General features: G+C 34.7%; 24 protein-coding genes. 5 read left to right on the top strand and 19 right to left on the bottom strand.

Annotated features, from left to right (window positions below; genetic code table 11):
* Positions 1-10: 10 nt before the first annotated feature.
* The 4 genes from TX86_RS02570 to TX86_RS02555 form a co-directional block, all read right to left on the bottom strand.
* Positions 11-799, bottom strand: coding sequence for a DUF92 domain-containing protein (locus tag TX86_RS02570; protein ID WP_042345956.1), 789 nt, complete (start codon positions 797-799; stop codon positions 11-13).
* A complete protein-coding gene (locus TX86_RS02565) occupies positions 792-1,358 on the bottom strand; it encodes a 5-formyltetrahydrofolate cyclo-ligase (RefSeq protein WP_042345954.1) in 567 nt (188 codons plus the stop codon). The genes TX86_RS02570 and TX86_RS02565 overlap by 8 nt, the downstream gene beginning before the upstream one ends.
* Positions 1,359-1,484: 126 nt before the next feature.
* Positions 1,485-1,634 carry a 50S ribosomal protein L33 gene (rpmG, locus tag TX86_RS02560; protein WP_042345952.1) on the bottom strand — a complete coding sequence of 50 codons (150 nt, stop codon included), beginning with the start codon at positions 1,632-1,634 and terminating at the stop codon, positions 1,485-1,487.
* 123 nt (positions 1,635-1,757) lie between these two features.
* On the bottom strand, positions 1,758-2,387 hold the full coding sequence (locus TX86_RS02555; RefSeq protein ID WP_042345950.1) for a hypothetical protein: 630 nt from the start codon (positions 2,385-2,387) through the stop codon (positions 1,758-1,760).
* Positions 2,388-2,808: 421 nt separating this feature from the next.
* Here TX86_RS02555 and TX86_RS02550 point away from each other — a divergent pair, with 421 nt between their 5' ends.
* Both TX86_RS02550 and TX86_RS02545 read left to right on the top strand, forming a co-directional pair.
* Positions 2,809-3,189 (top strand): hypothetical protein, encoded by a 381-nt coding sequence (locus TX86_RS02550; RefSeq protein ID WP_052343514.1) that lies wholly within the window; start codon positions 2,809-2,811, stop codon positions 3,187-3,189.
* 2 nt (positions 3,190-3,191) lie between these two features.
* Entirely contained in the window at positions 3,192-3,605 is a 414-nt protein-coding gene (locus tag TX86_RS02545) for an endolytic transglycosylase MltG (protein WP_042345945.1), read from the top strand.
* 37 nt (positions 3,606-3,642) lie between these two features.
* Here TX86_RS02545 and TX86_RS02540 read toward each other — a convergent pair whose 3' ends face one another.
* The 3 genes from TX86_RS02540 to TX86_RS02530 all read right to left on the bottom strand — a co-directional run bounded on the left by TX86_RS02540 (position 3,643) and on the right by TX86_RS02530 (position 6,243).
* Positions 3,643-4,587, bottom strand: coding sequence for an ABC transporter permease (locus tag TX86_RS02540; RefSeq protein ID WP_042345942.1), 945 nt, complete (start codon positions 4,585-4,587; stop codon positions 3,643-3,645).
* On the bottom strand, positions 4,584-5,504 hold the full coding sequence (locus tag TX86_RS02535; RefSeq protein ID WP_042345940.1) for an ABC transporter ATP-binding protein: 921 nt from the start codon (positions 5,502-5,504) through the stop codon (positions 4,584-4,586). The genes TX86_RS02540 and TX86_RS02535 overlap by 4 nt, the downstream gene beginning before the upstream one ends.
* A gap of 289 nt (positions 5,505-5,793) precedes the next feature.
* A complete protein-coding gene (locus tag TX86_RS02530) occupies positions 5,794-6,243 on the bottom strand; it encodes an Lrp/AsnC family transcriptional regulator (RefSeq protein WP_042345938.1) in 450 nt (149 codons plus the stop codon).
* 140 nt (positions 6,244-6,383) lie between these two features.
* On the opposite strand from TX86_RS02530, the gene TX86_RS02525 reads away from it, so the two are divergent.
* Positions 6,384-6,968, top strand: a complete 585-nt coding sequence (locus TX86_RS02525; protein ID WP_042345936.1) for a DJ-1/PfpI family protein — start codon at positions 6,384-6,386, stop codon at positions 6,966-6,968.
* 55 nt (positions 6,969-7,023) lie between these two features.
* On the opposite strand, the gene phoU is transcribed toward TX86_RS02525, so the two are convergent.
* From phoU to TX86_RS02470, 11 genes are all read right to left on the bottom strand, one after another.
* Positions 7,024-7,674, bottom strand: coding sequence for a phosphate signaling complex protein PhoU (gene phoU, locus TX86_RS02520; protein WP_042345935.1), 651 nt, complete (start codon positions 7,672-7,674; stop codon positions 7,024-7,026).
* 13 nt (positions 7,675-7,687) lie between these two features.
* Positions 7,688-8,515 (bottom strand): phosphate ABC transporter ATP-binding protein PstB, encoded by an 828-nt coding sequence (gene pstB / locus TX86_RS02515; protein ID WP_230203556.1) that lies wholly within the window; start codon positions 8,513-8,515, stop codon positions 7,688-7,690.
* A gap of 47 nt (positions 8,516-8,562) precedes the next feature.
* Positions 8,563-9,441: a phosphate ABC transporter permease PstA gene (gene pstA, locus TX86_RS02510; protein ID WP_042345933.1), complete on the bottom strand. Its 879-nt coding sequence runs from the start codon at positions 9,439-9,441 to the stop codon at positions 8,563-8,565.
* Positions 9,441-10,391, bottom strand: a complete 951-nt coding sequence (gene pstC, locus TX86_RS02505) for a phosphate ABC transporter permease subunit PstC (RefSeq protein ID WP_042345930.1) — start codon at positions 10,389-10,391, stop codon at positions 9,441-9,443. Before pstC ends, pstA begins: the two co-directional genes overlap by 1 nt.
* An 82-nt stretch (positions 10,392-10,473) precedes the next feature.
* Positions 10,474-11,433, bottom strand: coding sequence for a PstS family phosphate ABC transporter substrate-binding protein (locus TX86_RS02500; RefSeq protein WP_042345928.1), 960 nt, complete (start codon positions 11,431-11,433; stop codon positions 10,474-10,476).
* A 454-nt stretch (positions 11,434-11,887) separates the two neighbouring features.
* A complete protein-coding gene (locus TX86_RS02495) occupies positions 11,888-13,996 on the bottom strand; it encodes a peptidoglycan D,D-transpeptidase FtsI family protein (RefSeq protein ID WP_052343513.1) in 2,109 nt (702 codons plus the stop codon).
* 252 nt (positions 13,997-14,248) lie between these two features.
* Positions 14,249-16,348: a penicillin-binding transpeptidase domain-containing protein gene (locus TX86_RS02490; protein WP_042350084.1), complete on the bottom strand. Its 2,100-nt coding sequence runs from the start codon at positions 16,346-16,348 to the stop codon at positions 14,249-14,251.
* A 155-nt stretch (positions 16,349-16,503) separates the two neighbouring features.
* Positions 16,504-17,727, bottom strand: coding sequence for an MFS transporter (locus TX86_RS02485; RefSeq protein ID WP_042345924.1), 1,224 nt, complete (start codon positions 17,725-17,727; stop codon positions 16,504-16,506).
* A gap of 480 nt (positions 17,728-18,207) precedes the next feature.
* Positions 18,208-18,816, bottom strand: a complete 609-nt coding sequence (locus tag TX86_RS02480; protein ID WP_042345922.1) for a superoxide dismutase — start codon at positions 18,814-18,816, stop codon at positions 18,208-18,210.
* Positions 18,817-18,936: 120 nt separating this feature from the next.
* Positions 18,937-19,419 carry a DUF456 domain-containing protein gene (locus TX86_RS02475; protein ID WP_042350082.1) on the bottom strand — a complete coding sequence of 161 codons (483 nt, stop codon included), beginning with the start codon at positions 19,417-19,419 and terminating at the stop codon, positions 18,937-18,939.
* 128 nt (positions 19,420-19,547) lie between these two features.
* Positions 19,548-21,191: a Na/Pi cotransporter family protein gene (locus tag TX86_RS02470; protein WP_195892851.1), complete on the bottom strand. Its 1,644-nt coding sequence runs from the start codon at positions 21,189-21,191 to the stop codon at positions 19,548-19,550.
* A gap of 257 nt (positions 21,192-21,448) precedes the next feature.
* Between TX86_RS02470 and TX86_RS02465 the strand changes: the two genes are divergently transcribed.
* Together TX86_RS02465 and TX86_RS02460 are read left to right on the top strand one after the other, a co-directional pair.
* Complete coding sequence (locus TX86_RS02465; RefSeq protein ID WP_042345920.1) at positions 21,449-22,228, top strand: DUF1189 domain-containing protein; 780 nt, start codon at positions 21,449-21,451, stop codon at positions 22,226-22,228.
* A 355-nt stretch (positions 22,229-22,583) separates the two neighbouring features.
* Entirely contained in the window at positions 22,584-23,387 is an 804-nt protein-coding gene (locus tag TX86_RS02460) for an S-layer homology domain-containing protein (RefSeq protein ID WP_052343512.1), read from the top strand.
* Positions 23,388-23,772: 385 nt separating this feature from the next.
* Here TX86_RS02460 and TX86_RS27705 read toward each other — a convergent pair whose 3' ends face one another.
* The gene (locus tag TX86_RS27705; RefSeq protein ID WP_439096837.1) at positions 23,773-24,456 is read right to left on the bottom strand and encodes a methyl-accepting chemotaxis protein; all 684 of its coding nucleotides are present in this window, start codon (positions 24,454-24,456) and stop codon (positions 23,773-23,775) included.
* Between the last annotated feature and the right edge of the window lie 818 nt (positions 24,457-25,274).

Genomic DNA, 25,274 nt, shown 5'->3' with positions numbered 1-25,274 from the left:
TAATTTTATGTTATAAAACTCCTACGATAAAAACAGCGATGATTGTGGCAATTATAATTGAAGTTATGTTAACAACATCATTATTACACCATTTTATTCCTTTACTTAAATGTGTTTCCTTCCCACAATGCTCTGTTTTTTCAGTAAGTAAACCGCAAGTTTTGCAAGAATATCTTACTTGTACGGTTGCTCCTAATATTGTATCCACAACACTTCCGAAAAATCCGCAAAATGTAATTAATATAAGATAGAATAGGGAGTCCATTGAGAACACCTCATAAGCAACAATAGCAATAAAGAATGCTCCCATAAATGAAGCAGCTGTACCTAGTAACGAAACCGCCCCAGACGTTCCTTTCTCAACCTTTTTACCAGTTAAGATATAAAAAGGCTTCCTTTTACTTAAAACGCCAATTTCAGAGGCCCACGTATCAGAATTAGCCGCTGCAACTGCAACTACAAAGGCAATCATCCAAACATCTGCTTTCGTCACAAAAAACAATACTGCAGCAATGCTTGCAATTGATCCGTTTGCTACTACTTGAACCCAATCTCTTTGATCACCTTTTTGCAGGATTTCGTCTAATTTGCTCTTTTTATGTTTTTTATATTTTGACCAAAAACTTGAAGATGCAAAAAATACACCTAAAATGAATAAGCCTCGCCATCCAAACCCTAAGCCTACTAAACAACCTGTAATAAATGTAAATATAGCTCCTGATAAAGATAGTGACCTTACTCGATAACCAGCTACACTCGCAATAATAAGAAGTACTACATATGCACTAATTTCAATCATAAACTTTGTGCACCCCACTTGGTAAGATTAATGTTTGCACTGGAATATCATACTGATTACGAGGGATTTCAGAGACAAGTTGCGTAGGCAGTAACAGTGATACTGTCGGACCTTTAAAGGCTTCAAGATAACGATCATAATATCCACCCCCATATCCAATACGGAAACCCCGCTCATCAAACACTACACCTGGGACAATCATGAGTTCTAAATCATCAGTACCCGCTTCCACGGTTTCTTCCATAATCGGCTCTAATAAATCATAATAAACACTTTCAAGCTGGCTAAAGTCATTAAAGAAACGAAACATCATACTACGATCAGAAGGATTACATTTTGGAATAGCGACTTTTTTGCCTTCTTTCCATGCTTTTTCTATTATATTCTTTGTATGTATTTCACGTGAGTTTGATATCGTAAGGCCGATTGTTCGAGCTTGCTTCCATATGTCTAATTGAAACAAATGATTTTCAATAGCTCGGCATTTTTGATCAAAATCCTCTTGTGTCATGCTTGCTAATTTTGCTCTAGCTTCTTCTTGTATCGCTTTCTTATTCATCCCCATCAACTCCGATATAATAAGTATAATTATACTAACACAATATCGTTACCATATTATTTACGAAAGGAAAAACATTTTGAATACTTTTTTGCACAAAAAAAACAACAGGATTGTACCTGTTGTTTACTTTGTTTCGCGGTGCAGAGTAGCACGTTTTTCTCTTGAACAATATTTTTTAAGCTCAAGACGATCTGGGTTATTACGTTTATTTTTTTTAGTAATATAGTTACGATCTCCACACTCAGTGCAAGCTAATGTAAGATTTACACGCATTGTATAATTCCCTCCAAACATTATGTCATCTTCACATAGGACTTTTCTATAATATCACTTTTCATTTTGAAATGCTAGTCTGTTTTTACACGAAAATGCATAACTTCATATTTGGATAGCAAATTATAAGTATTTTGTAATCTTTTCATTCTTTAAAGCTTTTGTTTTCTCAGCTGAAGACGATGTAAATGTCCATATTATTCCTTCTTCTTGGACACCACTACAAATTTCCGTTTCAAGAATAAACATACTATAAATATCGCCATTTGCTAACCAAGACAATGGTAAATTTCCATTCTCTAAACTACGCAATAGCGCAAACGAACTAAAGTAATTTTTCTTTTGAACACAATATTGACTCATTCCTCTTCCACTTAACATACCGCCGAGCATCGTTATATTGTTTTGGGCAATCCCGACAATGGCATTCTCACTAGGGCTATAAAAAGCTGTCGAATGAGCGTCAGATGCATGGTCATACTCAATAATAATTTTCAAATGCTGTCTTTCATTTGTGTTATTGTTCAATTGAATTTTTGTAATTTCATAATCAGGGGTGCAATTTAACGAGGATACTGAAAAAAAAGAATCTGAGTAATCTTCTAAATCCGTAGTATGAGGGTATTTCCAAGATAAAGTTCCATTATGCCACAAGCCAATTCGTAAAGGTTGATGTATGGTGCTCTCCTTTGAATAATGTGACAAATACGTAGGTCTATATTCATGTCCTTCAGTCAATATATATCCATTCAATTCACTCGCGCTCCTTTTCAACAATTTTTTATTTCTTAAGTGAAGTTTTCCCAAATAGTAACAAGACTTTATTAAAATAAAGCACTATTATTTTATCAGCTTTATATGAATTTTCTTCCATCAAAGATTCAACTGAATTATCTTTCAATATTATGTTACCATTTAACAAAAAAGGAAACAATAAACACAAATTGTCGATAAATGTTATTATTCTAAAGAGTCAACATTGATAACGATATTTTTCTAATATTTTTTCAAAATGATGTATTTGCACATATATTTTTTACAACCACCGACAAACATTTCATAATTATTCTTTATTTTTTCGCAAAAAGTGATATTTTTTGATATTTCTACAAATAAATATCAAAAAAAGTGTATGATAGATTTATACGCAATATATGACTTTCGAGGTGGTTTAGTGGAAATTATTATTATTAGTTTAGTAGCAGTGTCCTTATTACTAATAGTTTTCTCGTTTTTCAAAAAAGATCGGTTAACAGATTTAGAGAAAAATGTAGAGGATCTCTCTCTCCAACATATACAGGACATTTACATTCTTAAGAAGAAAATAAAAATTCTAGAAGAAGAATTATTAATACAAGATACTGAGTTATTCTCAAGCACTAATTCCAATATGCATTCATCTGATAATAGTATTAAAGTAAATGAAATTCTGCAAAGCCAAGTGCTTTCACTATACCAACAAGGACTTTCTGTTGAAGAAATACATACTCGTTCCGCATTGTCACATGAAGAAATTATAACAATCCTTAACAATAATCAATTGAGAGGGATATAAATATGACAAGAAACGGAATAAGAGGTTTTGCAGCAGGTCTGCTAATCGCAACTATTATTTTCGGAAGCTACTATTATTTAAACAAAACGGATGAAGAAAAAAAATTATCATTATCTGAATTAAATGAGGCTAGTGAAAAGCTTGGCTATACGTTAGTCAAAAAAGATAAAAAATCAGATGAAGATCCTGCTCCAGTTATTACAGCACAACCTACTACTTATAAGTTAGTTATCGTAGAGGGCATGTCTTCTGAAGATATTGGAGCAATCTTGAAGAAGAATCATATTATTCAGGACACTTCACTCTTCGCTAGTTATTTACGAAAGCATGAATTAACGACAAAAATACAAATCGGGGAATATCCAATAACAAGTGATATGACAACCGCTCAAATAGCAAGTGTTATTACACAATAAAGAAGCAGTGGATTTCTCCACTGCTTCTTCCTATATATTAAGCTGCTACATCTCGTTTTGTGAAAAACAAGAAGGCAATTAAATTAAAGAGTACAAAATAAATACATAACATAATAATGGAGAATGTTAATGTCATTCCTTCAACCATTGGATGCCCACTAAAATAGCTTAGCAAATCGATGTTTGCAAATAGAATATACTTTGCCCATTCATATTTCATAGCAATAAGTTGTGTGATGTTCGGTCCCATTAACAGAAGGAAAATCGCAATTCCTATTGCTAAAGAGCTATTTCTAAATGCTGCAGAAATCATGAATGCCATTGTTGTTAACATAAACAACCCTACCGAAGACATCATATATAAAAAGAAGACATTACCTATTTGTGTCTTCTCAACCACTTGTCCATCAGTATATGCTAAATATGGTCCAGCATCACCAAATCCAAACAAGACAGCACCTACAGCAAAGGCCAAAGTAAATGCAAATAGCACAACTGATAACGAAAAGATCATTACACTTGCATACTTACTAAATAGAATCTTAAAACGACTTGCAGGGCGAATTAGTAATAGCTTTATCGTTCCAGTAGAAAACTCATTTGCTACTATCCCAGCTGCTACAGTAATCGTAATAATGGAAATAAAATTGATAATTATTTTAATACCATCCATAAAAGTCCATACATTTGTTTCAGTAGTTGGCGGGATATCATGCTTTAAGCGATATTCATTCTTTGCAAGTAGTTCCATATCATACTTTTTATAGATTGAATCATCCGTTTTAATAGACTCTTTTAAGCTTTTATTTTGTTCAACTAATGATTGCTTCCAATCATCAGCCTTTGGAGCTGGATCCATCGTACTTTCCGAATACTTGATTAATCCTCCGGCACCGATTATAGCAAGAGCTAGAAAACCAATCATAATATATGTAGAAGCCCGTTTAAATAGCTTCATCATTTCGTTAGCTATTAAATTCATTGAATTTGCCCTCCTGTCCCTGTGATTTGCAAGAATTTCTCTTCAAGAGAAACAGTAACGGTTGCTACTCGATATACTGCACATTCTTGCAGCACTAATGATTTAACAACATTTGGGACAAGCTCATGAGCGATAGTCAATTCTATTGCTCCTGTTACAATTTGCGGTTCAGCTGCTGGATATTGTTCCTTAATTATCTTTAATGCCTTCGGTAATGGCTCTACATTTAGGCTTATTCTTTCCTCTTCTTCTTTTGTTGTTTCATGCACATTTTGAATATCTACTAACTTACCATTTTGAATAATACAGAAGCGATCACACATCATTTCCATTTCAGATAATAAATGACTAGAAACAATCACTGTCATACCTTCTTCACGAGACAGTCGTTTTAAATAGTCTCTTATTTCTCGAATACCTTGTGGATCCAAACCGTTTGTTGGTTCATCCAAAATAAGAACCTTTGGTCTATGTAATAATGCTTGAGCCAATCCAAGTCGCTGACGCATACCTAATGAATAAGTTTTCACCTTATCATGTATACGCTGTCTTAATCCTACTAATTCAATGACTTCTTCAATTCGTTCCTTACTGATACCACGTGACATTCTTGCATAATGCTTTAAGTTATCATAACCCGTTAAGAACTTATACATTTCAGGATTCTCAACAATTGCACCTACATGCCCAATTGCCTTCTCAAAGTTCTGTTTAATGCTATCACCACAAATAAAAATATCTCCTCCGGATAACTTCATTAAACCAACAATCATTCGAATTGTTGTTGTTTTCCCCGCTCCATTCGGTCCTAAAAATCCAAAGATTTCGCCCCCATACACATCAAAGCTTAATTCTTGAATAATCGGCTTATTTTTTATCCGTTTAGACACATTTTGAAGCTTTACAGTCACTTCCATTCTAATTACATCCTTTTCAGCCTTATTTTTACTACGAATTGCAAAAAGGTTACTAATATTCAAGTTTTATCGGTTATTATGAGTGCTAATCATGAATATACAGTTCATTTTTCTCTATGAATGTATTACATACCCTTTTTGCATTACCTTCCTACTTAATCCTAACTTTTCACCTTACTTTTTTTAATATCCTTTAGATTTAATTATGTATAAGACTTTAGACGTATGGTAACAAAAGAAATTTTTCTGCGTTTTGGTAATCAATGTATTTCCGGCAAATATATTCTCATTATTTTGTGTCTGTTTCTCTACCTATTACAGGTTCGATAATCTGTTTTTCATGAGAAGACAACACTATATTTGTTGAAGGTATGCCATACTGCATGGATGCATCAATAAATTGTTCTAAACTCTCAACAGACTGAGTTGCTATTTTTACAATATAACTAATTTCTCCAGCTACTCTGTAACACTCCAGTACATCTGGATGATTATCACAAAAATTCACTAATGCTTTACAGTTTGTGGTCTTGAACAAGACAATAGCAGAGATTGAACGATTCATTTTTTTCAACGATACGTGAGCGTGATAGCCTTCAATTATTAGCTGCTCTTCTAGTTTTCGAACTCGCTCGATTACAGCAGGAGAAGATAAATGTACGATTTCCGCTAAATCTTTCATAGATATTTTCGCATTCAGCTGCAATTCCCTTACGATTTTTTGGTCTACTTCATCCATTTTACTCTCACCTTTTTTTATTAAAAATAATAATCTAAATTCTTTATTTTTTAAACAAAAATAAGATTGAATTCTTTTTCAACTTATTTCAGATAGCTACTCAATCTTTTAAAATGAATACATTAAAGGAGGTTTATTAAATGAAAAAAATATTACTGCTATTAGCAAATGGTTTTGAAGCAGTTGAGGCTAGTGTATTTACAGATGTTTTAGGTTGGAATAAATTGGAAGGAGACGGTTCGACAGAAGTTGTAACAGTTGGTTTGCACGATACACTTACATGCACATGGAATTTCAAAGTAATGCCAGAAAAAACAATAGATGATATTCATTTAGATGAATTCGATGCTCTAGCTATTCCTGGTGGATTTGAAGAAGCTGGTTTTTATAAAGATGCATTTAGTGAACCATTCTTGAACGTAATCCGTCACTTTCATACAAAACAAAAACCAATCGCTAGCATTTGTGTTGCATCGCTAGCCCTCGGAAAAAGCGGTATTCTTAACAATAGGAAAGCTACAACATATGATCACCCAACAAGCAAAAGAAGAGAACAATTAATGCATTTCGGAGCACACGTACAAAATAAACGAATTGTACAAGACAATCAAATTATTACATCCTCAAACCCGAGCACAGCTTTTGAAGTTGCTTTTCTCTTACTTGAAATGCTTACTTCTAAAGACAATGCTCATCATGTGAAAGAACTTATGGGTTTTATATAAACAAAAAACCCCATAAACGTAAGGGGTATAATGAAGCGTTTATGGGGGGTACTAATTATTTATTTAAATCTAAATGGCGTCCTCTTACTAAATAATAAATGTTTTCTGCGATGTTTGTTGCATGGTCTGCTGATCTTTCAATATGACGAGCAATAAACGATAATTGTGATATTTGCTGAAAGTTTTCACTTGATTCACGGAGAAGCACCTTCATACATTGACCATATAAATGATCTACTTCATCGTCCATTTTGGCGATTTTTTTCGCAATATGAACATCTTCTTCTGCATATGCATTGATAGATTGATTTAACATTTCTATCATAATTTGATGCATTTTCTTTAAGTCATCTAATGCAATAATATGATGATTTTTCCCTAACCGGATGGAAGCCTTCGCAATATTCACACCATAATCAGCCATTCGCTCAATATCCGCTGCTATTTTAATCCCAACAATAATTCTACGTAAATCAATCGCAACAGGTTGCTGTTTAGCAATTAGTAATAATGCAAAGTCATTGATTTCTTCTTCGAGCATATTGGCTTGTTCATCTTCTTCTAATACACGAAGAGCCAATTCATGATCTTGTGTTTCAAATGCTGTGAACGCTTTGTTTAACGCTTGTTCAGCAAGCTTGGCAAGCATTACTAATTTATCACTTAATTCATGTAATTCATCTTCGAACTTTTCACGTACAATCATCAACTAGTCTCCTTTAACCAAAGCGGCCTGTAATGTAATCTTCTGTTCTTTTGTCTGTTGGGTTAGAGAATATCCTATTCGTATCACTATATTCGATAACTTCTCCATTTAAGAAGAAAGCTGTTTTATCCGAAATACGTGCTGCTTGTTGCATATTGTGTGTAACAATGATAATACTGAAATCTTTCTTTAATTCTTGTACAAGTTCTTCTACTTTCAAAGTAGAAATTGGATCAAGTGCAGATGTTGGCTCATCCATTAAAATAACATCTGGCTCAATCGCAAGACATCTAGCGATACAGAGACGTTGCTGCTGTCCACCTGATAAACCATAAGCATTTTCATTCAAACGATCTTTTACTTCGTCCCAAAGTGCTGCTTGACGCAAGCTTTTCTCTGCGATTTCTTTTAAAATCTTCTTATCTTTAATACCATGAATTTTAGGTCCGTATACAACATTTTCGAAGATTGATTTAGGAAATGGATTTGGCTTTTGAAATACCATTCCTACCTTTGTACGAAGCTCTTCTACTGTATAAGAACGATCTAATATATTTCGTCCACGATATTTTATTTCACCCGATGTTTTTACAACTGGTACCATTTCTATCATGCGATTTAATGTTTTAATATACGTTGATTTACCACATCCTGAAGGACCAATGATAGCTGTTACTTCATTTTCATAAATATCAAGATCGATATTTTTCAAGGCGTGCTTTTCACCATACCATAAATTTAATTGCTTTGTTTCATATACTACTTGTTTTTGTACTGGTTCTATCTCAACAGTTTTAGTTGGAACTGTTACTTTAAGTTCTTTTTGAAGAATCGCATTCATTTTTCAACATCCTCCTTAACATTTTGCATAAAAAACATACCGGTCGATTAATAGCGTCGTTGGAATTTATTTCGGATAAAGACTGCTACAGAATTCATCAGAATTAATAATCCTAGCAGAACAATTATTCCTGCAGCTGCAACATATTGGAATTCTTCTTGCGGTCTCGAAGTCCAGTTATATATTTGCATTGGTAAAACAGTGAATGTATCAAATACTGTTTTCGGTAAAAACGCAATGAACATTGGTATCCCAACAACGATTAAAGGTGCGGTTTCTCCAATTGCACGAGATAATGCTAGAATGGCCCCTGTTGCGATTCCAGGAAGCGCTGCTGGTAAAACAACACGTACGATTGTTTGCCATTTTGTTGCTCCCATACCGAACGAAGCTTCACGAAGCTCTTTCGGAACAGCACGTATGGCTTCTTGTGCAGCAACGATAATAACAGGTAATACTAGTAAACTCATTGTTAACCCTGCCGCTAGTACTGAATTACCTAATGCTAATGCACGAACAAAAATAGTTAAACCTAGTAAACCAAAAACAATGGATGGCACACCCGCTAAGTTCGAAATGTTTATTTTAATAAATGTTGTAAACTTATTCTTTTTCGCATATTCTTCTAAATAAATTGCTGTTCCAACACCTAATATAATAGATACAGGAGCAACAACCGCCATCAACCAAATTGTCCCAACGAAAGCTGCTTTAATACCTGCTTGCTCCGGTCTTCTTGAAGCGAAATTTTGGAAGAAATCCCAACTTAAATTCCCTACTCCTTGAGTGAATATCCGATATAAAAGAAGGGCTAGAACAACTAAGCCAAATAATGTTGCTGCAAAAAATAATGCTTTAAAAAACATATTTAAACCAAGGCGGCTAGACATTCTTTTAATTACTTGATCTTTATTAATGAGATTCATTAATATTCCTCCCTAAACTTGCGAGAAATGTATTGAGCTAGTAAGTTCATAATTAATGTAAAGAGGAATAACGTCATACCTACAGCATAAATACTGAAGTAAATAGTTGTTCCGAATCCTGCATCACCAGTACTTACTTGTACGATGTAAGATGTCATCGTTTGAATTGAGGATGTAACATCCCAGCCCATACTTGGTGTTGCTCCACCAGCTACAGAGACAATCATCGTTTCACCAATTGCTCTTGAAAGGGCTAGAACAATAGACGCCATAATCCCTGACATTGCAGCTGGTAATATGATTTTAAATGTTGTTTCTAATTTAGTAGCTCCTAAAGCAAATGCACCTTCACGAATACTATTTGGAACGGATGACATTGCATCTTCAGATAATGATGCAATCATTGGTGTAATCATAATTCCAATAACAATTCCTGGACTAAGTGCATTGAATATTTCTAGCGAAGGGAACATTTCTCTTAAAATAGGTGTTACAAATGTTAAAGCAAAGAATCCATACACAATTGTAGGAACACCAGCAAGAACTTCAAGTATCGGTTTAATCACTTTACGCGTTTTCTCACTTGCATATTCACTCAAAAAGATGGCTGTAGCTAAGCCAATAGGTACTGCTACTAACGTAGCTATTCCTGTAACTTTTAATGTACCAACGATTAATGGCATAATTCCAAAACTAGCATCTGTTGCGGAAAAAGGATACCATTTCTTTGCAGTAAAAAACTCAACAATAGACACTCTAGAAAAAAACTCAAACGTTTCAAAAATTAACGTAAACACAATTCCGATTGTTGTTAATACAGAAATAATAGCAGTAATCAACAATATACTTGGAACCATTTTCTCAAAACTAAAAGCTTTCTTTTGCTTTTTCTTTTCTTCAATCATTTGACCCACTGAAATTGTTTCTGTGCGACCCAATGTCACATTCATAACCCCCTCTAAATCCAAGAAACATAGTAGATTGAAAAGCCGTATTTACTTTCCAATCTACAAATGACCAGTAAACAAAGTATTATTTAATAGCTTCAAACTCTTTCATATCTTCTTCATATTTCGCATCTGGTGATCTTACATATCCAACTTCTTCAGCCATATCACCTGCGTTTTCAAGTGTGAATTTCAAGTAATCACGAACTTGCTCTTTATCTTTTACAGATTTATTGTTTGCATATACGAATAATGGACGAGATAGCGGTGTGTAAGTACCATCTTTAATTGTTTCGTGAGTTGGCTCAACTGCTCCATTCCCACCATCAATTGGAACGATTTTCAGCTTATCTTTATTTTCTTCGTAATAAGCAAACCCGAAGTAACCAATTGCATTTTTATCGCCACTTACGCCTTGTACAAGCACATTATCATCTTCTGAAAGTGTTGCACTTTCAACCATTGGCTGCTCTTCTAAAATAACCTCATTAAAATAATCATATGTTCCTGAATCTGTACCAGGAGAATAGAATTTCACTTCTTCCTTTGGCCATTCTGGGCGAATATCAGACCATAATTTTTTCTTGCCATCATTAACCCACAATTTCTTTAACTCTGCTACTGTTAATGAATCTACCCATGTATTATCTTTATTAACGATTACAGATAATCCATCATAAGCGACTTCAAACTCTGTATACTCAATACCTTTTTCTTTTAGTTGTTGTTTTTCTTCCTCTTTAATAGGTCGAGAAGCGTTACTCATATCAATATCTCCAGCGATTAACTTCTTAAAGCCACCACCAGATCCAGAGAATCCAACAGATACTTTCACATCAGGTTGTTCTAACATGTATTCTTCAGATACAGCTTCCATGATCGGGTATACAGTTGATGAACCATCTACTGCAACATCACCATTTAATGTAGTCTTGTTTCCAGATGCCTTATCGTCTTTACTGTTTGCATCTGATGACCCACATGCTGCTAACGCAAGTGCTCCAGTCATTGTCGCTGCTAATGCTAAATACTTAAAACCTTTCATTTCTCAAATTCCTCCTAAGGGATCAGTTATAATTACCTTACACGAATAAGAATACGCTAGAAGTATTAAAGGCGTTTTAATGCGTTGTTAAGGTAATGTAAAGGTACGTTATAGTTTTGTAAATAGTAAGAAAAACCATCACCGGTCTTTTTTGATTGATGTTTATTGCTTCTTGTTTTACTTCAAATCCCAAAAGAGCTATGCGGCAGAAATAAGACGAACTGTTCTTGAAAACCCGCACTTGGTTTTCAAAACAGGTTGGCTTATTTCCGAGCATAGCAGGTGTAAGGTTAGACATAGAAAAACCGTCACCGGTCCCCTTTTCCTGGATGAGCCTACTTCTTGATTGCCTTCAATGCAAAAAAAGCTAAGCAAGTTTACACTTGCTTAGCCTCTTCCTCATTTCGTTATCAAATTAATTATCTTGTGAATCCGTTCCTGACTGTCTAGATTCTTACTTTTTCATAGAAAAATACGTATCCATCACTTTTTTACCAATATCTAAGTTCATATTATGCCCTGTTTTCCCTTGATATGCCCAAGGTACAACAACTGCCATTGCTACTTCAGGATTATTAGCTGGAGCATAGGCAACTAAAGATAAATTCATTGTAGCTGGTGGTTCACCTTCATATTCCTTACGACGTGGACCGTCATAAAATGCTTCAGCTGTCCCTGTTTTTCCAGCAGGATTATACGTAACACCTTTTGCAGGACCAAAATAACCAACAGCTGTCCCACCTGACTCTTGCATTACCTGCCTAAAACCTGTTTGTACACGATCAATCCAACTAGATTTCATATCTAAAGTATTTAACACAACTGGAGAAATATCCTTTATAACAGGTCCTAATACTGTTGGATCTTTAGAAGGCTCTCTTATTTCTTGCACTATATGTGGCTTTAATCTTTTTCCTCCATTAGCAATAGTCGAAACATATTGAGCTAACTGCATCGGTGTATACATATCATACTGACCAATCGATAAATCTAGTAGAAAACCTGGTCTTTTATCTGTCCCTTTAAATCCTACAGCCTCATTTGGTAAATCAATTCCCGTCCGTGTCCCTAAACCGAATTGATTATAATAATAGCGCATTGTTTCAAATGCCTCTTCATCAATTCTTAAGGAATTACCATAACTATACCGTCCTGGTGCTCCGATCTCCATAGCCGTTCTAAACATGTAAACATTAGATGATCGCTTTAAAGCTGTTAAATCATCAATCCATCCCATCGTTGTCCAAGATTTCTTAATTGTTTGTGCGATTTTCACTGGAGTATCTTCCCAATGTTTACCAGGATGTATTGCCCCTGTTTGATACCCTGTTAAAACCGTAGCACCTTTTACAACTGAGCCCATTGTGTAAGATGATGTGAACGTACCTAGTGCATAATCTTGTAGTTCTCCATCTTCGAATTTCTTTCCAGCCATTGTCAAAATCGCACCGGTATTAGGATCCATTAAAACAACGAAAGCCCGATCTAAAAAGTATGTATCCCCTCTTCCTCTTTTCGCTCGAAGTTCACTTTCGATAATATTCTCTACAGCACGCTGTAAATCCATATTAATTGTTAAACGTAAATCTTTCCCTCGTTGTCCTTCTGAAATCGGTAACGATTCAATAACATTTCCTGCTTTATCTGTAATGTTCTTTATCTTTTCCTTCTGCCCGTGCAGAACATCTTCATAAGCTGACTCAATATAACTTTCTCCTACACGATCATTACGGCTATAATCTCGCGTTAAAAAATAATCAATTCTTTCAAGCGGAAGACCTTCCTTTGAAACTTTACCCATTACTGACTTTAATGTGTCACCAAATAAATATTCACGATTCCAATCCGTTGTTACATCAATGCCAGGTAACGATTCGAGATGCTCACTAATAATAGCTACTTCTGATTCTGTTACTTGTTCAATTACTTTTGGAGTTCCATTAATTGATTTCACCGTTTTCGTTTTGATAATTTGAGGTGATAACGCTTTAGCACTCGCCATTTCTCGATATATAGCTAGAACTTTAAGCTGCTCTTTAGTCAAAGAATTGTATTCTTTTTCTGTGATACGATCTAATTGGCGTTTATACACTTCTTTATTATCAATCTTCTCCTCATTGAACAGCTCTTTGTCTTCTTTTGTTATTTTCTTCTCCGCTGCTTCTGGATTTATTAACATCCAGAAATCTTTCTTATCACGTGCTGTCACTTTACTATCATTTTTATCAATTAACTTTGCTAAGTTCTCTGCTACTTCTAACATTTCACTCGTTTTTGTATTTTGCTGTCTCGTATACGTAATCGTATCAACAGGTGCGTTATCTACTATTGTTTTTCCTGTATTATCATAGATTTTCCCACGTGGAACAGGCTTATTAACTGTTACCTCTTCGGTTCTCTCTAAATTTCGACGTGCATCTTCTCCATTTACAATCTGCACAATACCTAGACGTAGTATTAATCCCGAAAATAATAAGAAAGCAACAAAGAAAAGGAGGTTCAAACGAAATGGAATATGCGTCTTTTTCTTTTTAGTTATTTTTTTTCCTTTTTCACTTCCTATCCCCTCCTATCTATTGAAATCTTTTACACTATTACCTATTGTATATAAAATTAACTTATATTTCTATTAAAGAACATAATATTCAAACTATTGACCTTCATAAGAAAAACCGTCACCGGTCTTTTTTGATTGAAGTTTATGCTACTTGATTTACTCCCAATCAAAAAAAGAGCTATGCGGCAGAAATAAGCCAACCCGCAAAATTATATACTTTCTTATCATTTAAAAAAAGCTTGCCGAAGCAAGCTTTTTTTACTCAATATTATCTTCATTTGTTGCTTTATTAGATGTTGAATCACGTTTTTCCTTTAATTCAAAGTATTTATCCATTACTTTACGACCAATGTCCATATTCATGCTATGACCAGTTTTCCCTTGATATGCCCATGGCACTACTACTGCCATAGCTACTTCAGGATTTTTGGAAGGTGCATACCCAACTAATGATAAATTCATTGTTGGTGGTGGCTCCTTATAATTTTTACGAAGCGGACCATCATAGAATGCCTCGGCTGTTCCTGTTTTTCCCGCTGGATCATACTTAGCACCAGCAAACGCTGATTTACCTGTACCACCTTGTTCTTGCATTACTTTTCTAAAGCCTGTTTGTACACGCTCAATCCATGAAGATTTCATATCTAACGTATTAAGTACAACAGGCGATATTTCTTGCGTAACCGGACCTAATGATTTAGCATCTTCAGATGGCTCTCTAATTTGCTTTACAATATGAGGTTGTAGTCTGTTTCCACCATTTGCAATTGTTGAAACATATTGCGCTAATTGCATCGGAGTATACGTATCAAACTGACCGATAGAGAAGTCGAGCAGTTTACCAGGTAGTTTATCTTGCCCTTTAAAACCGGCTGATTCGTTTGGCAAGTCAATTCCTGTACGTGTACCTAAACCAAATTGATTGAAATAATAACGCATCGTATCAAATGCTTTTGTATCAATGCTCAACGGCTGACCATAACGATAGTTTCCTTTACCGATATCCATTGCTATGTGAAACATATATACGTTTGAAGATTGTTTTAACGCTGTTAAATCATTAATCCAGCCCATGTTCTTCCAAGATTTCTTGATAGTCGGTCCAATCTTAATTGGACTATCCATTACACCTGCACCTGGACGCAGAACTCCTGTTTCATAACCTGTTAAGACAGTAGCTCCCTTAACAACAGAACCCATTGTATAAGAAGTTGTGATATTGCCTAGAGCAAAATCGGTAAATTCCATTTTACCAGTATCTTCATTTCGAGCATATCGTTTCCCAGCCATTGTAAGTACTTCTCCTGTATTCGGATCCATCATAACGACGAATGCGCGATCCAAGAATTGTGTACTACCATAGGATTTCTTCTGTCTTAATTCTTGTTCAATAATTTCTTCGACAGCACGCTGTAAGTCCATATCAATTGTTAGAACTAAATCATTACCGCGTTTTCCCGCTGAAAGTAGTGCTGATTCTAATACATTACCTGATTTATCTGTTACATTTTTCACTTTTGCTTTTTGACCTTGTAGCACATCTTCATACTGTGCTTCTATATAACTTTTACCAACACGATCATTTCGATTATAATCTCGCGCTAAATAATAATCTAATTGTTCAAGCGGTATTCCTTCTCCTGATGTAGACACCTTCCCAATTACTGAAGCTAATGTCTTACCATACTTATAATCACGGTTCCAATCTGCTGAAACCTCTATACCCGGTAATGACTCTAAGTTTTCACTTACCATTGCAACTTCTTTTTCTGTTACCTCTTCAACTAATTTTTGCGTTCCATTAATGTTTTTCACAGTTTTCGTTTTAATAATTTGAGGTGTTAAAGCTTTTGCACTTGCCATTTCTCGATAGATAGCAAGAACTTCAAGCTGTTGCTTTGTAAGAGACTGTAGTTCTTGTTCAGTAATACGACTTAGTTGTCTTTTATAAATCTCTTTATCATCGATTTTCTTATCTTCAAATTCTTTTTCATCTTGTTTTGTGATTTTCTTCTTCGCTTCATCAGGATTTAAAAGCATCCAGAAGTCTTTCTTGTCACGTTCCGTAACTTTACTATCACTTTTTTCAATAATTCCAGCTAATTTCTCTGCCGTTTCTAGCATTTCTTCTGTCGTTGTTCCTTGTAGTCGTGTATATGTAATCGTATCTACTGGAGTATTATCAACGACCGTTTTACCAGTTCGATCATACATCTTCCCACGAGGTACAGAGTTGTTTACCGTAACATCTTCTGTACGCTCTATTTCACGACGATAGTCATCTCCGTATACAATTTGTACAACGCCAAGACGTAATATCAAAGCCGTAAATAATATGAATATAACAAAGAAAAGCATATTTAATCGAAAAGGAACGTGTGATTTTTTCTTTTTGTCTTTAATTTTTCTCAATACTTTGCACACATCCTTCTATATTTTTAACTATATACCTTTCTTATTGTATATAAACGACTATAGTTTTTCTACCTTAAAAAATAAATTATATCAGGAAATCATTTCTGTCTTTTCACACCCATCTCAATATCCTTTACTAAGAAATAAATAAACAAGTGTCCCGCTCCTAATATGAACAATAAATAAGGAATAATCTGCTTCATATTAAAGAATGAAATGCTTATTAAAAAAAGTAGAATTGATAAAACTCTTCCTATATTTAAATAAAGATCTCTAACTACTATATATTCCACCCTCATTTCAGCCGCTTTCCAGCTTGTACCAATAACATCGTACGAAAGCGAAACATAAGGAACGAGCAATAAAGGATAAAAAACAGCAATAAGTGCTCCATATAATAACAAATTAAAGTATGTTACTTTAAAAATTAATAAAAAAATGGATACAAATAAACCAAGACCACCAAGGAGAATTGCTTTATTACGATTTTCTTTTTTTATAAATCTTGAAGCTGCATAATATGTAAATAACCCAATACCTGAATTAATTAAACCAAACGTACCTAATGAAAGCTCACTTCCAGTTGAAATAAAGATAAAGACAGAAACGATAAATGTAAACGTTCCCTCTCTCCATCCCTGACAAATGTGTGCAAGTAAAATCTTATTCCAATTACGATTATTTTTTCTTTCTTGAATAATTCGCCAAAAGTAGTACTTTCCATGTGCATGTCTTCTTTTAATAAAAAAGCTTAAAACAACAGCAATAGCGAATAGTAACATTGATATTCCAAAGATAATACTATAACCAATATTTTTAAACGTATGTGTAATTATATAGCCTGCCAGAAAAGGCCCAAGCATTCCTCCTAAAGATGACATTATGCCTAAGAAACCATTAAAAAAATCACGATTTTCAGGCTCAGTGATTTCAAACGTTAACACATTATACGCTAACCAGTAGAAGCCATAACCGATTCCTAAAATAGCACCAAGTAATAAAATATACTTACTTGCAGCATCACCTACCATTAGCACTACTAAATAAAAGGCAGCTAAGCATATAACTCCGATTCGAAGAACAATTACACGATCAATCACTTTCGCCATTTTTCCCGCTAAAATAAACGTTAGTGGTTGGAAAATAACAATCGTTATATTGTATAAACCTATTTCAAAAAAGCTGCCTGATTGCTTCCATAAGAATATGTTCACAAATGTGTTTGATAATGCAGCACTTATACTATAGAGTCCTCCAATAATAAGTAATAGTTTTAAATCTCTTGTTAATGGAATATCTCCTAAAACTTTTCTTACAATCATTCTTTACTCTCCTTTATCCCGTTCAAACTGGCGCTATGACCTTCACTTCAACCTGACAGTTAAAGTGAAGACATGTAAGTGGAAGAACCAAGCATCAATAAGAACCCGATTGCTTCAACTATTAATAGGGAAAAAATAAGAAAACCCACCTATTAAAGCTTCTCTTTATCCCATTCCCAACTAGCACCAACGCTCCCATTCAAAATGAAGTAAGAGTGAGAACTAAGTAATGATACGATTTCAATTTGTTCATATATAACCTTAGCTTTTGAAAAACATAGGGCGAATATACAAAAAAAGCTGTGTCATAAGTGATATTCAATCACTTATGACACAGCCTTCTATGTTTATTAGTTCTTTATTAAAGGTTATTTATTCTATTTAGCTTATTGAAAAATAACCAAATTGTTCCTCCAAAACACAAATTATAGCTAAAAAAATGGGTATGGAACATTCCCACACCCATTTTTTCACTTTATATTATTTTGCAGCTTGGTAACGTTTTTCAACTTCATCCCAGTTTACTACATTCCAGAAGCTTGCAATGTAGTCTGGACGACGGTTTTGGTAGTTTAAGTAGTAAGCATGCTCCCAAACGTCTAATCCAAGGATTGGAGTTTTACCTTCCATTACTGGAGAGTCTTGGTTTGGAGTACTTGAAATTTCAATTTCTCCGTTATTTACTGATAACCAAGCCCAACCTGAACCAAAGCGAGTTGTTGCAGCTTTAGCAAACTCAGCTTTGAAGTTTTCGAAGCTACCGAATTTAGCGTTGATTGCAGCAGCTACTTCACCTTTAGGCTCGCCGCCACCATTTGGTGAAAGGAGTTGCCAGAATAGTGAATGGTTAGCATGTCCACCACCATTGTTACGTACAGCTGTACGAATAGCTTCAGGTACTGCATCAAGATTAGCAATTACTTCTTCAACTGATTTAGCTTGAAGTTCTGCATTTCCTTCAAGTGCAGCGTTTAAATTTGTTACGTAAGTATTGTGATGCTTAGTGTGATGGATATTCATAGTTTCTTTATCAATATGTGGTTCTAAAGCATCGTATGCGTATGGTAATTGTGGTAATTCAAATGACATAATTATTTCTCCTCCTATGTAATACGTAAAGTAGCTGTGAACACGGTTTCCACCGTATCTCAGCCCGTTACGTCTAGATTATCAAAGTTTGTTTGCTCATTCAAATAAAAAGCTTATTTTTTAGAGTACAACAACGAGAAAATAACCCACCATAAATGCCTGGATAATAAATTTCGTAATAGCACTCGAAATAAACCCTACAACGGAGCCAAATCCAACCTTTAATGCTTCTATAAAACTCTTTCTATGCACCAATAATTCAGCTATAACCGCTCCAATAAACGGACCTAGTATTATGCCAATAACAGGAATAATAAATGGACCCACTAATAACCCAATTGTGCTCCCCCATATTCCTGCTTTCGATCCCCCATATCTCTTGACGCCTATTAAATTTGCTGCATAGTCTGCGATAAAAAGCAAAATAACAAACAAGCCTTGGATTGTCCAAAATAACCAGTTAAAATGTTCAAACGTAAATAGAAAACCATATAAAATGATTGGTCCTATAATGAAGATTACACTCGGAATTATTGGATAAATTAAGCCAACAAAACCTACAACAAATAAAAGTCCAATAATAATCCAATATACAAAATCCATGAATGTCTCCCTTTCTCCTTCTTCTATCTTTTTCATTACCCTTCTATTTGTTTTATATACGCTTATAGGAAGAAAAAGTTACGCAAAAGAAAAAGCCCTTGCATAAAATACAAGGACTTCATCTGTTATCATTTATATTTATACTTGCTATCTCCAAGCACAGTTTCTGCAATATTTACTGCATGATCACCGATTCGTTCTAAATTACTGATAATATCTACGAAAACGATTCCACCTTTAACTGAGCAATTTCCTTCACTAAGACGAGAAATATGTTTCTTTCTTAACGATCTTTCTAGCTCATCGATGCTACGTTCTTTCTTCAATACATCAATTGCTAATTCTTTATTATTGTGATCTAAAGCATCAATAGCTTCTTCCACAGTCGTTTTTGTTAGGCTAAACATTGTTTCCAAGTCATTCATGGCTTCATCAGTTAAACTAACTTTATTATTAATTTGGAATTCAACATATTCCACAATATTTTCGAAGTGATCACCAATTCGCTCAATATCCCTTACAGTATCGACAAGAATGGCATGTCTTTCAGATTCATGTGGTGATAATTCATTAGATGATACTGATACTAAGTAATCAGTAATTTTACGGTCTAAATTATTAATTGCATCTTCAATTTGTAAAGCTGACTCCGAATTTTTTGGCTGCTTCTTTTCAAAGAATTTTTGTGTTTCTTCAAGACCTTTTATAGCAAATTTCCCCATACGAATAACTTCTTCTTGAGCTGATCCAATAGCGATAGCTGGTGACTGCTTAATGAAAATTGGATCTAAATGTTTTGTTTTATATTCAACAATTGAATCCTCACCTGGAATCAATTTCGTTACAATGTATGCTAATGCAGCAATGAATGGGAATTGAATAATTGTATTCGACACGTTAAAAATCCCGTGTGCAAACGCAATCGTCATTTCCGGATTTAATCCTAAAGCATCTCTTATTAATTCAACAACATACAGATAGAATGGCAAAATAATCAAGAAAATAGTAGCACCAATTACGTTGAACAAGACATGTGTCGCCGCTGCTCTTCTAGCTGCTACAGAAGCACCAATTGAAGCTAATACAGCAGTAATTGTTGTACCAATATTATCTCCAAATAAAACAGGTAGTGCTGCGTTTAAATCAATTAAACCTTGACCAAATAATTCTTGTAATATACCAATTGTAGCACTTGAGCTTTGAACAATTAGAGTAAATACTGTTCCGATAAATACTCCTAAGAAAGGATTATCACTCATGCTAACAGTTAAATCATGGAATGCTTCTAATGTACGAAGTGGTTTCATACCATCGCCCATTAATTCTAATCCAAAGAATAAAGCACCAAATCCAAAGACAATTTGTCCTAGATTATGAATTTTTCTATTTTTAAAGAAGAATAACAATACAGCTCCCACTGCAATAATTGGCAATGAGTAATCAGATATTTTTATACCAATGATGAATGCGGTAATTGTTGTACCAATGTTAGCACCCATGATAATTCCAATTGCTTGTCGTAAATTCAAGAACCCGGCACTAACTAAACCAACGGTAATGACTGTTGTTCCCGAACTACTTTGAATTAAACAAGTAACAATAATACCTGTTAACACACCCATAAAAGGATTCGTCGTAAAACGATCTAAAATATCTCGTAGTTTATCTCCTGCTGATTTTTGGAGTCCATCTCCCATATATTTGATACCAAATAGGAAAATACCTAGTCCACCCAAAAATTGAAACAGCATTTCTTGTACATTCAATTCCACTAAATTTCAACCCCTCAAGCGATAATTCGACAAAATTCTACAACTAAGACTTTGTTATTATGTGAGCAATCTCAATTTATGTAAAGGACTAATAATCATTCTTTACAATACCTTAACATATAGCTGAAAACTCCCCCTTATATTACAGAAATATTACAAAGCGAATTGTGTATTAATAGATTGCTTTAAAATCGTTGTATTATGTATACAAGCAGGATAAAATATGTAAAAAGTATGTATGACAAGGTGTTGACACGATGAATATTTTCAAACAGTTTTGGCTTAGTTTATATTCTCCTAAAGATATTGCAAAATTTCGCTTTCAGGGGATTGGGAAAACCATTCTTTATGTTTTCCTATTAGTTTTAATTTCAACATTACCGTCCTTTATTTACACAACTACTAGTGTAAAAGATGGTGTAGCTTCCTTTAAGGACGCTATTGAACATAAGATCCCAGCATTTGAAATTAAAAATGGTAAGCTCCATACAGAAGCTAAAGAGCCTATCATACATAACAATGAAGATTTCGACATTTTTTTTGACGGAACGGGTTCATTAACCGCTAAAGATGTAGAAACAAAGACAAATAACGGTTTAGCGCTTTTGAAATCTGAATTTGTTATCGTTGCTAATGGCACAATGCAAGCTCAATCCTATTCTCTTTTCCAAGGATTCACACTAACAAAAGATGATGTTCAAAGCTTCATGAAGCAAATTGATGGGTTATTAATCATATTAATTGTGATTGTAGGTATCTTCACGTATATAATGGCCGCAGGATTAAAGTTCATTGAAATCACAATCATTGCATTGGTAGGAAAATTACTAGCAAGCGCATACAATCCCAAACTTCAATATCGTCACATGTGGAGAATTACCGCTTATAGTGTAACGATTTCGACAGTATTCTTCACTATAATGGGCATCTTCCAAACTAGTGTAATCGGAGGTATGTTTGTCAATTGGGCTGTCACATTAACAATGCTTTATCTTGTTATTAAAGAAATACCATTACCAAAACCTAAGCAAAAATAACATTAGAGCCCTCTGTAAGTGCAGCTTATCAAGACCTAAATTAAAAAAGGTAACTAAATTAAAGGACGTAACATATTAGATATATAAAATATGTTACGTCCTTTTTACTTAAACTAGAGCACCTACAGTTTAAGTATAATCATTCACATACTCTGTTAGGTTACATTTTTTCCCGCTCCATTTTCTACTAGTGATATCAGGGCTTTTTTCATCTCCAGACTTCCTTTTCCTTCCGGATTTCCACTACCTAAGACCCTTGTAAAAAAGCGTCGAATCATGTCAGTAAATGTCGGTTCATCAGGTGTGATACAGTAATATGGCTAATATAAACACACCATAAAGGAGTTGCTAAGAATTGAAGAAACTACCAGCATTATTACTGGGCGCAACGATGCTATTGTCTGCCGCACCATTTGCTCAAGCTGCACCTGCCCACACAACGTATAAAGACGTGCCTGCCACCTATACGTTCTATCAAGAAATCGAGAACATGTCTGAGTACGGGGTAATCACTGGCTTCCCTGACGGTACGTTCAGACCAGCACAAGCTGTCACCCGCGGCCAAGCTGCAATCATGATTGGGCGCGACCTGTATGAAGAAGACGAGGTGACCAATACCAAAACGAAATTCAAGGATGTATCCCCCTCCTCTGCTGCTGCTCGCTATATCCAGAAGGCGACAGAAGACGGTATCATTACGGGCTTCCCTGATGGCACATACAGACCGGACCAATCGGTTACAAGGGGACAGATGGCCATCTTCTTGTCTCGCGCATTCGATTTAACGAAGACGGCCAATGTATCATTCAAAGACGTATCGCCGTCCTCTGCCGCTTATCCGTACATCGGAAAGCTTGTCTATGGCGAAATCACGGCTGGTTTTCCTGACGGCACTTACAGACCAGACCAAGCCGTTACGAGAGGCCAATTCGCTGCTTTCATGGACCGTACAGAAGAATTCCTTGTAAATGAAGCCATGGACGGCATGATCGACAGCATGAAAGACGTTACGACTAACGGAAAATTCGATATCGAAAAATTCAAAAAGAAACTAGCAAACGAAGGCACGAATTGGGATGAGTTCTTGCAAATGCTAAAAGAGGAAGGCATGACTCTCGATGAGTTTGTCAAGCAAATGCAGGATTTAATAGACATGTAATGGGCGTAGGCTCTTGTTTGAAGATGAAAAGGCGGCAGGTCGTGTTAACGATTCGCTGTCTTTTTGTTGAAAGGAGCGATTTTTAAAGATATACAAAGATATGAGTATGAATACTCCCGAAAAATTCCCTCATAGCCTTTACCTCCTAAAAATCATAAACATTTGGTTTGTGATGTCCTCACTCCCCCTCCCGCTATGGGCTACGCCCTTCATAACAAACATACGTTCTTTTTTGTTTTATACATATTAACTATATTTCTAAATCCAAATAACAAATCTAATATGTACAAGAAAAAAGGATATATGCTCATAATCCTAAACATAATATCCTCTTAGCAGTTTAAGTTTAATTCATTTAATTCTCTATTACAGAGGGCTTTCCCTATTATAATTCGAATTTTTTTATATACTTCGTTAATGTTTGCGATAATTGATTAAGCGTTATACCAATCTCGTGATACTTCTTCATTTCTTCATAATGTTCATTTGATTGTTGCTGCATCATTTCTATATACGATTGACTTTCTTGAGAAAGGGACGCATTTCTCTCCGCTACTTGTTCCATCATAGGCAGCATTTCTTGTAACTCATACAACTTCTTCTCACTACTTCTTAATAATTCATTTACATTATCTACATGAATAGTCAAACTTAAAACCGATTGTTGACTATTAGTGGCAATATTCCAATGCTCTTGCATACGTTTAAGAATTTGATTGTACTCATTAGTAGCATAATTCGTTAAAGTTTCCATTTGATAAATAGTAGCAGAAATCTCCTCCGTTGCTGTAGTCGACTGCTCAGCTAACTTACGAACTTCTCCTGCTACAACTGAAAAGCCTCTACCTGATTCACCGGCTCTAGCAGCTTCAATCGTTGCATTTAAAGATAATAGCTTCGTTTGTTCAGCAATCCTCCGAATCAATTCTACAACTGATGTAACGGCTTTCGAATGAGCATGCATACCTAAAATGGTTTCATTCATTTTCGATAATTCAAGCTTATAATTTCCAAGTGCATCAAGCATTTCATTTGTTTTCCTAATACCTATTTTCGCTGATTCATCCATATCATTAGAGCTTTCAAAAATTTGTTGCATTTCACCGACAATCAATTGCACCTCTCTCTTCATCAATTGAAAGGACTCAATACTTGAAATAGAACTAGCCGCTGTCTCTTCTGCCGCTCTTTGAACGATTGCAATGCCATCTACAAGATTTTTATTCCCTTTTACAAGCTCTTTTGAAGAATATCTAAGCTCTTCACCTTGTTGATCAAGTTCTGTAGACGTTTGTGTAATTTTCTCAATCAGGGTTTTAATACCATTTATTAACAATTTGTAGCTTTTTATTAAAGAATTAACTTCAGGAGAACGTCCGTCAATATCTATTTTCACATTCAGTTTTCCTTCTCTTGTATATCTCATTGTTTCTCGTAAGTCCGCAAGTGGTTTCACAAGGAATTTAATCATATATGACATAACAAATACGGTAAAAAAAACGATACCACCTGCAACACCAATTGTAATATTTTTCATATTTCCAACAGGTGTTAAGTAATCTTCTTGAGGGACGGCTAATAAATATATTCCTTTTACTTCTTGAATATTTTTAAACCCAAAAGTATACATCTTTCCTCCTATTTTCCTATGTATAATACCTGTTTGTTTATTTGTAATCTGCTTAATTAATTCTTTTGAAAACATTAATTTACTTTGTCTATTACTCTCAAAAGGTTTTACTTTTTCTCGATTTATGAGAAAAAACTCACCATGTAAATTATCTTGTTGCATGTCAGCACTTTGTTTCTTAACAAAGGATTGAATCCCCTTCTCAAACTTTTCATCATTCCCCACAAACAAGAGCATATTGTTTTGTGCCACTTCAT

This window comes from Bacillus massiliigorillae (assembly GCF_000380245.2).
Classification (GTDB): Bacteria; Bacillota; Bacilli; order Bacillales; family DSM-1321; genus Bacillus_AD; species Bacillus_AD massiliigorillae.
This window is presented reverse-complemented; position numbering and strand designations above follow the sequence as displayed.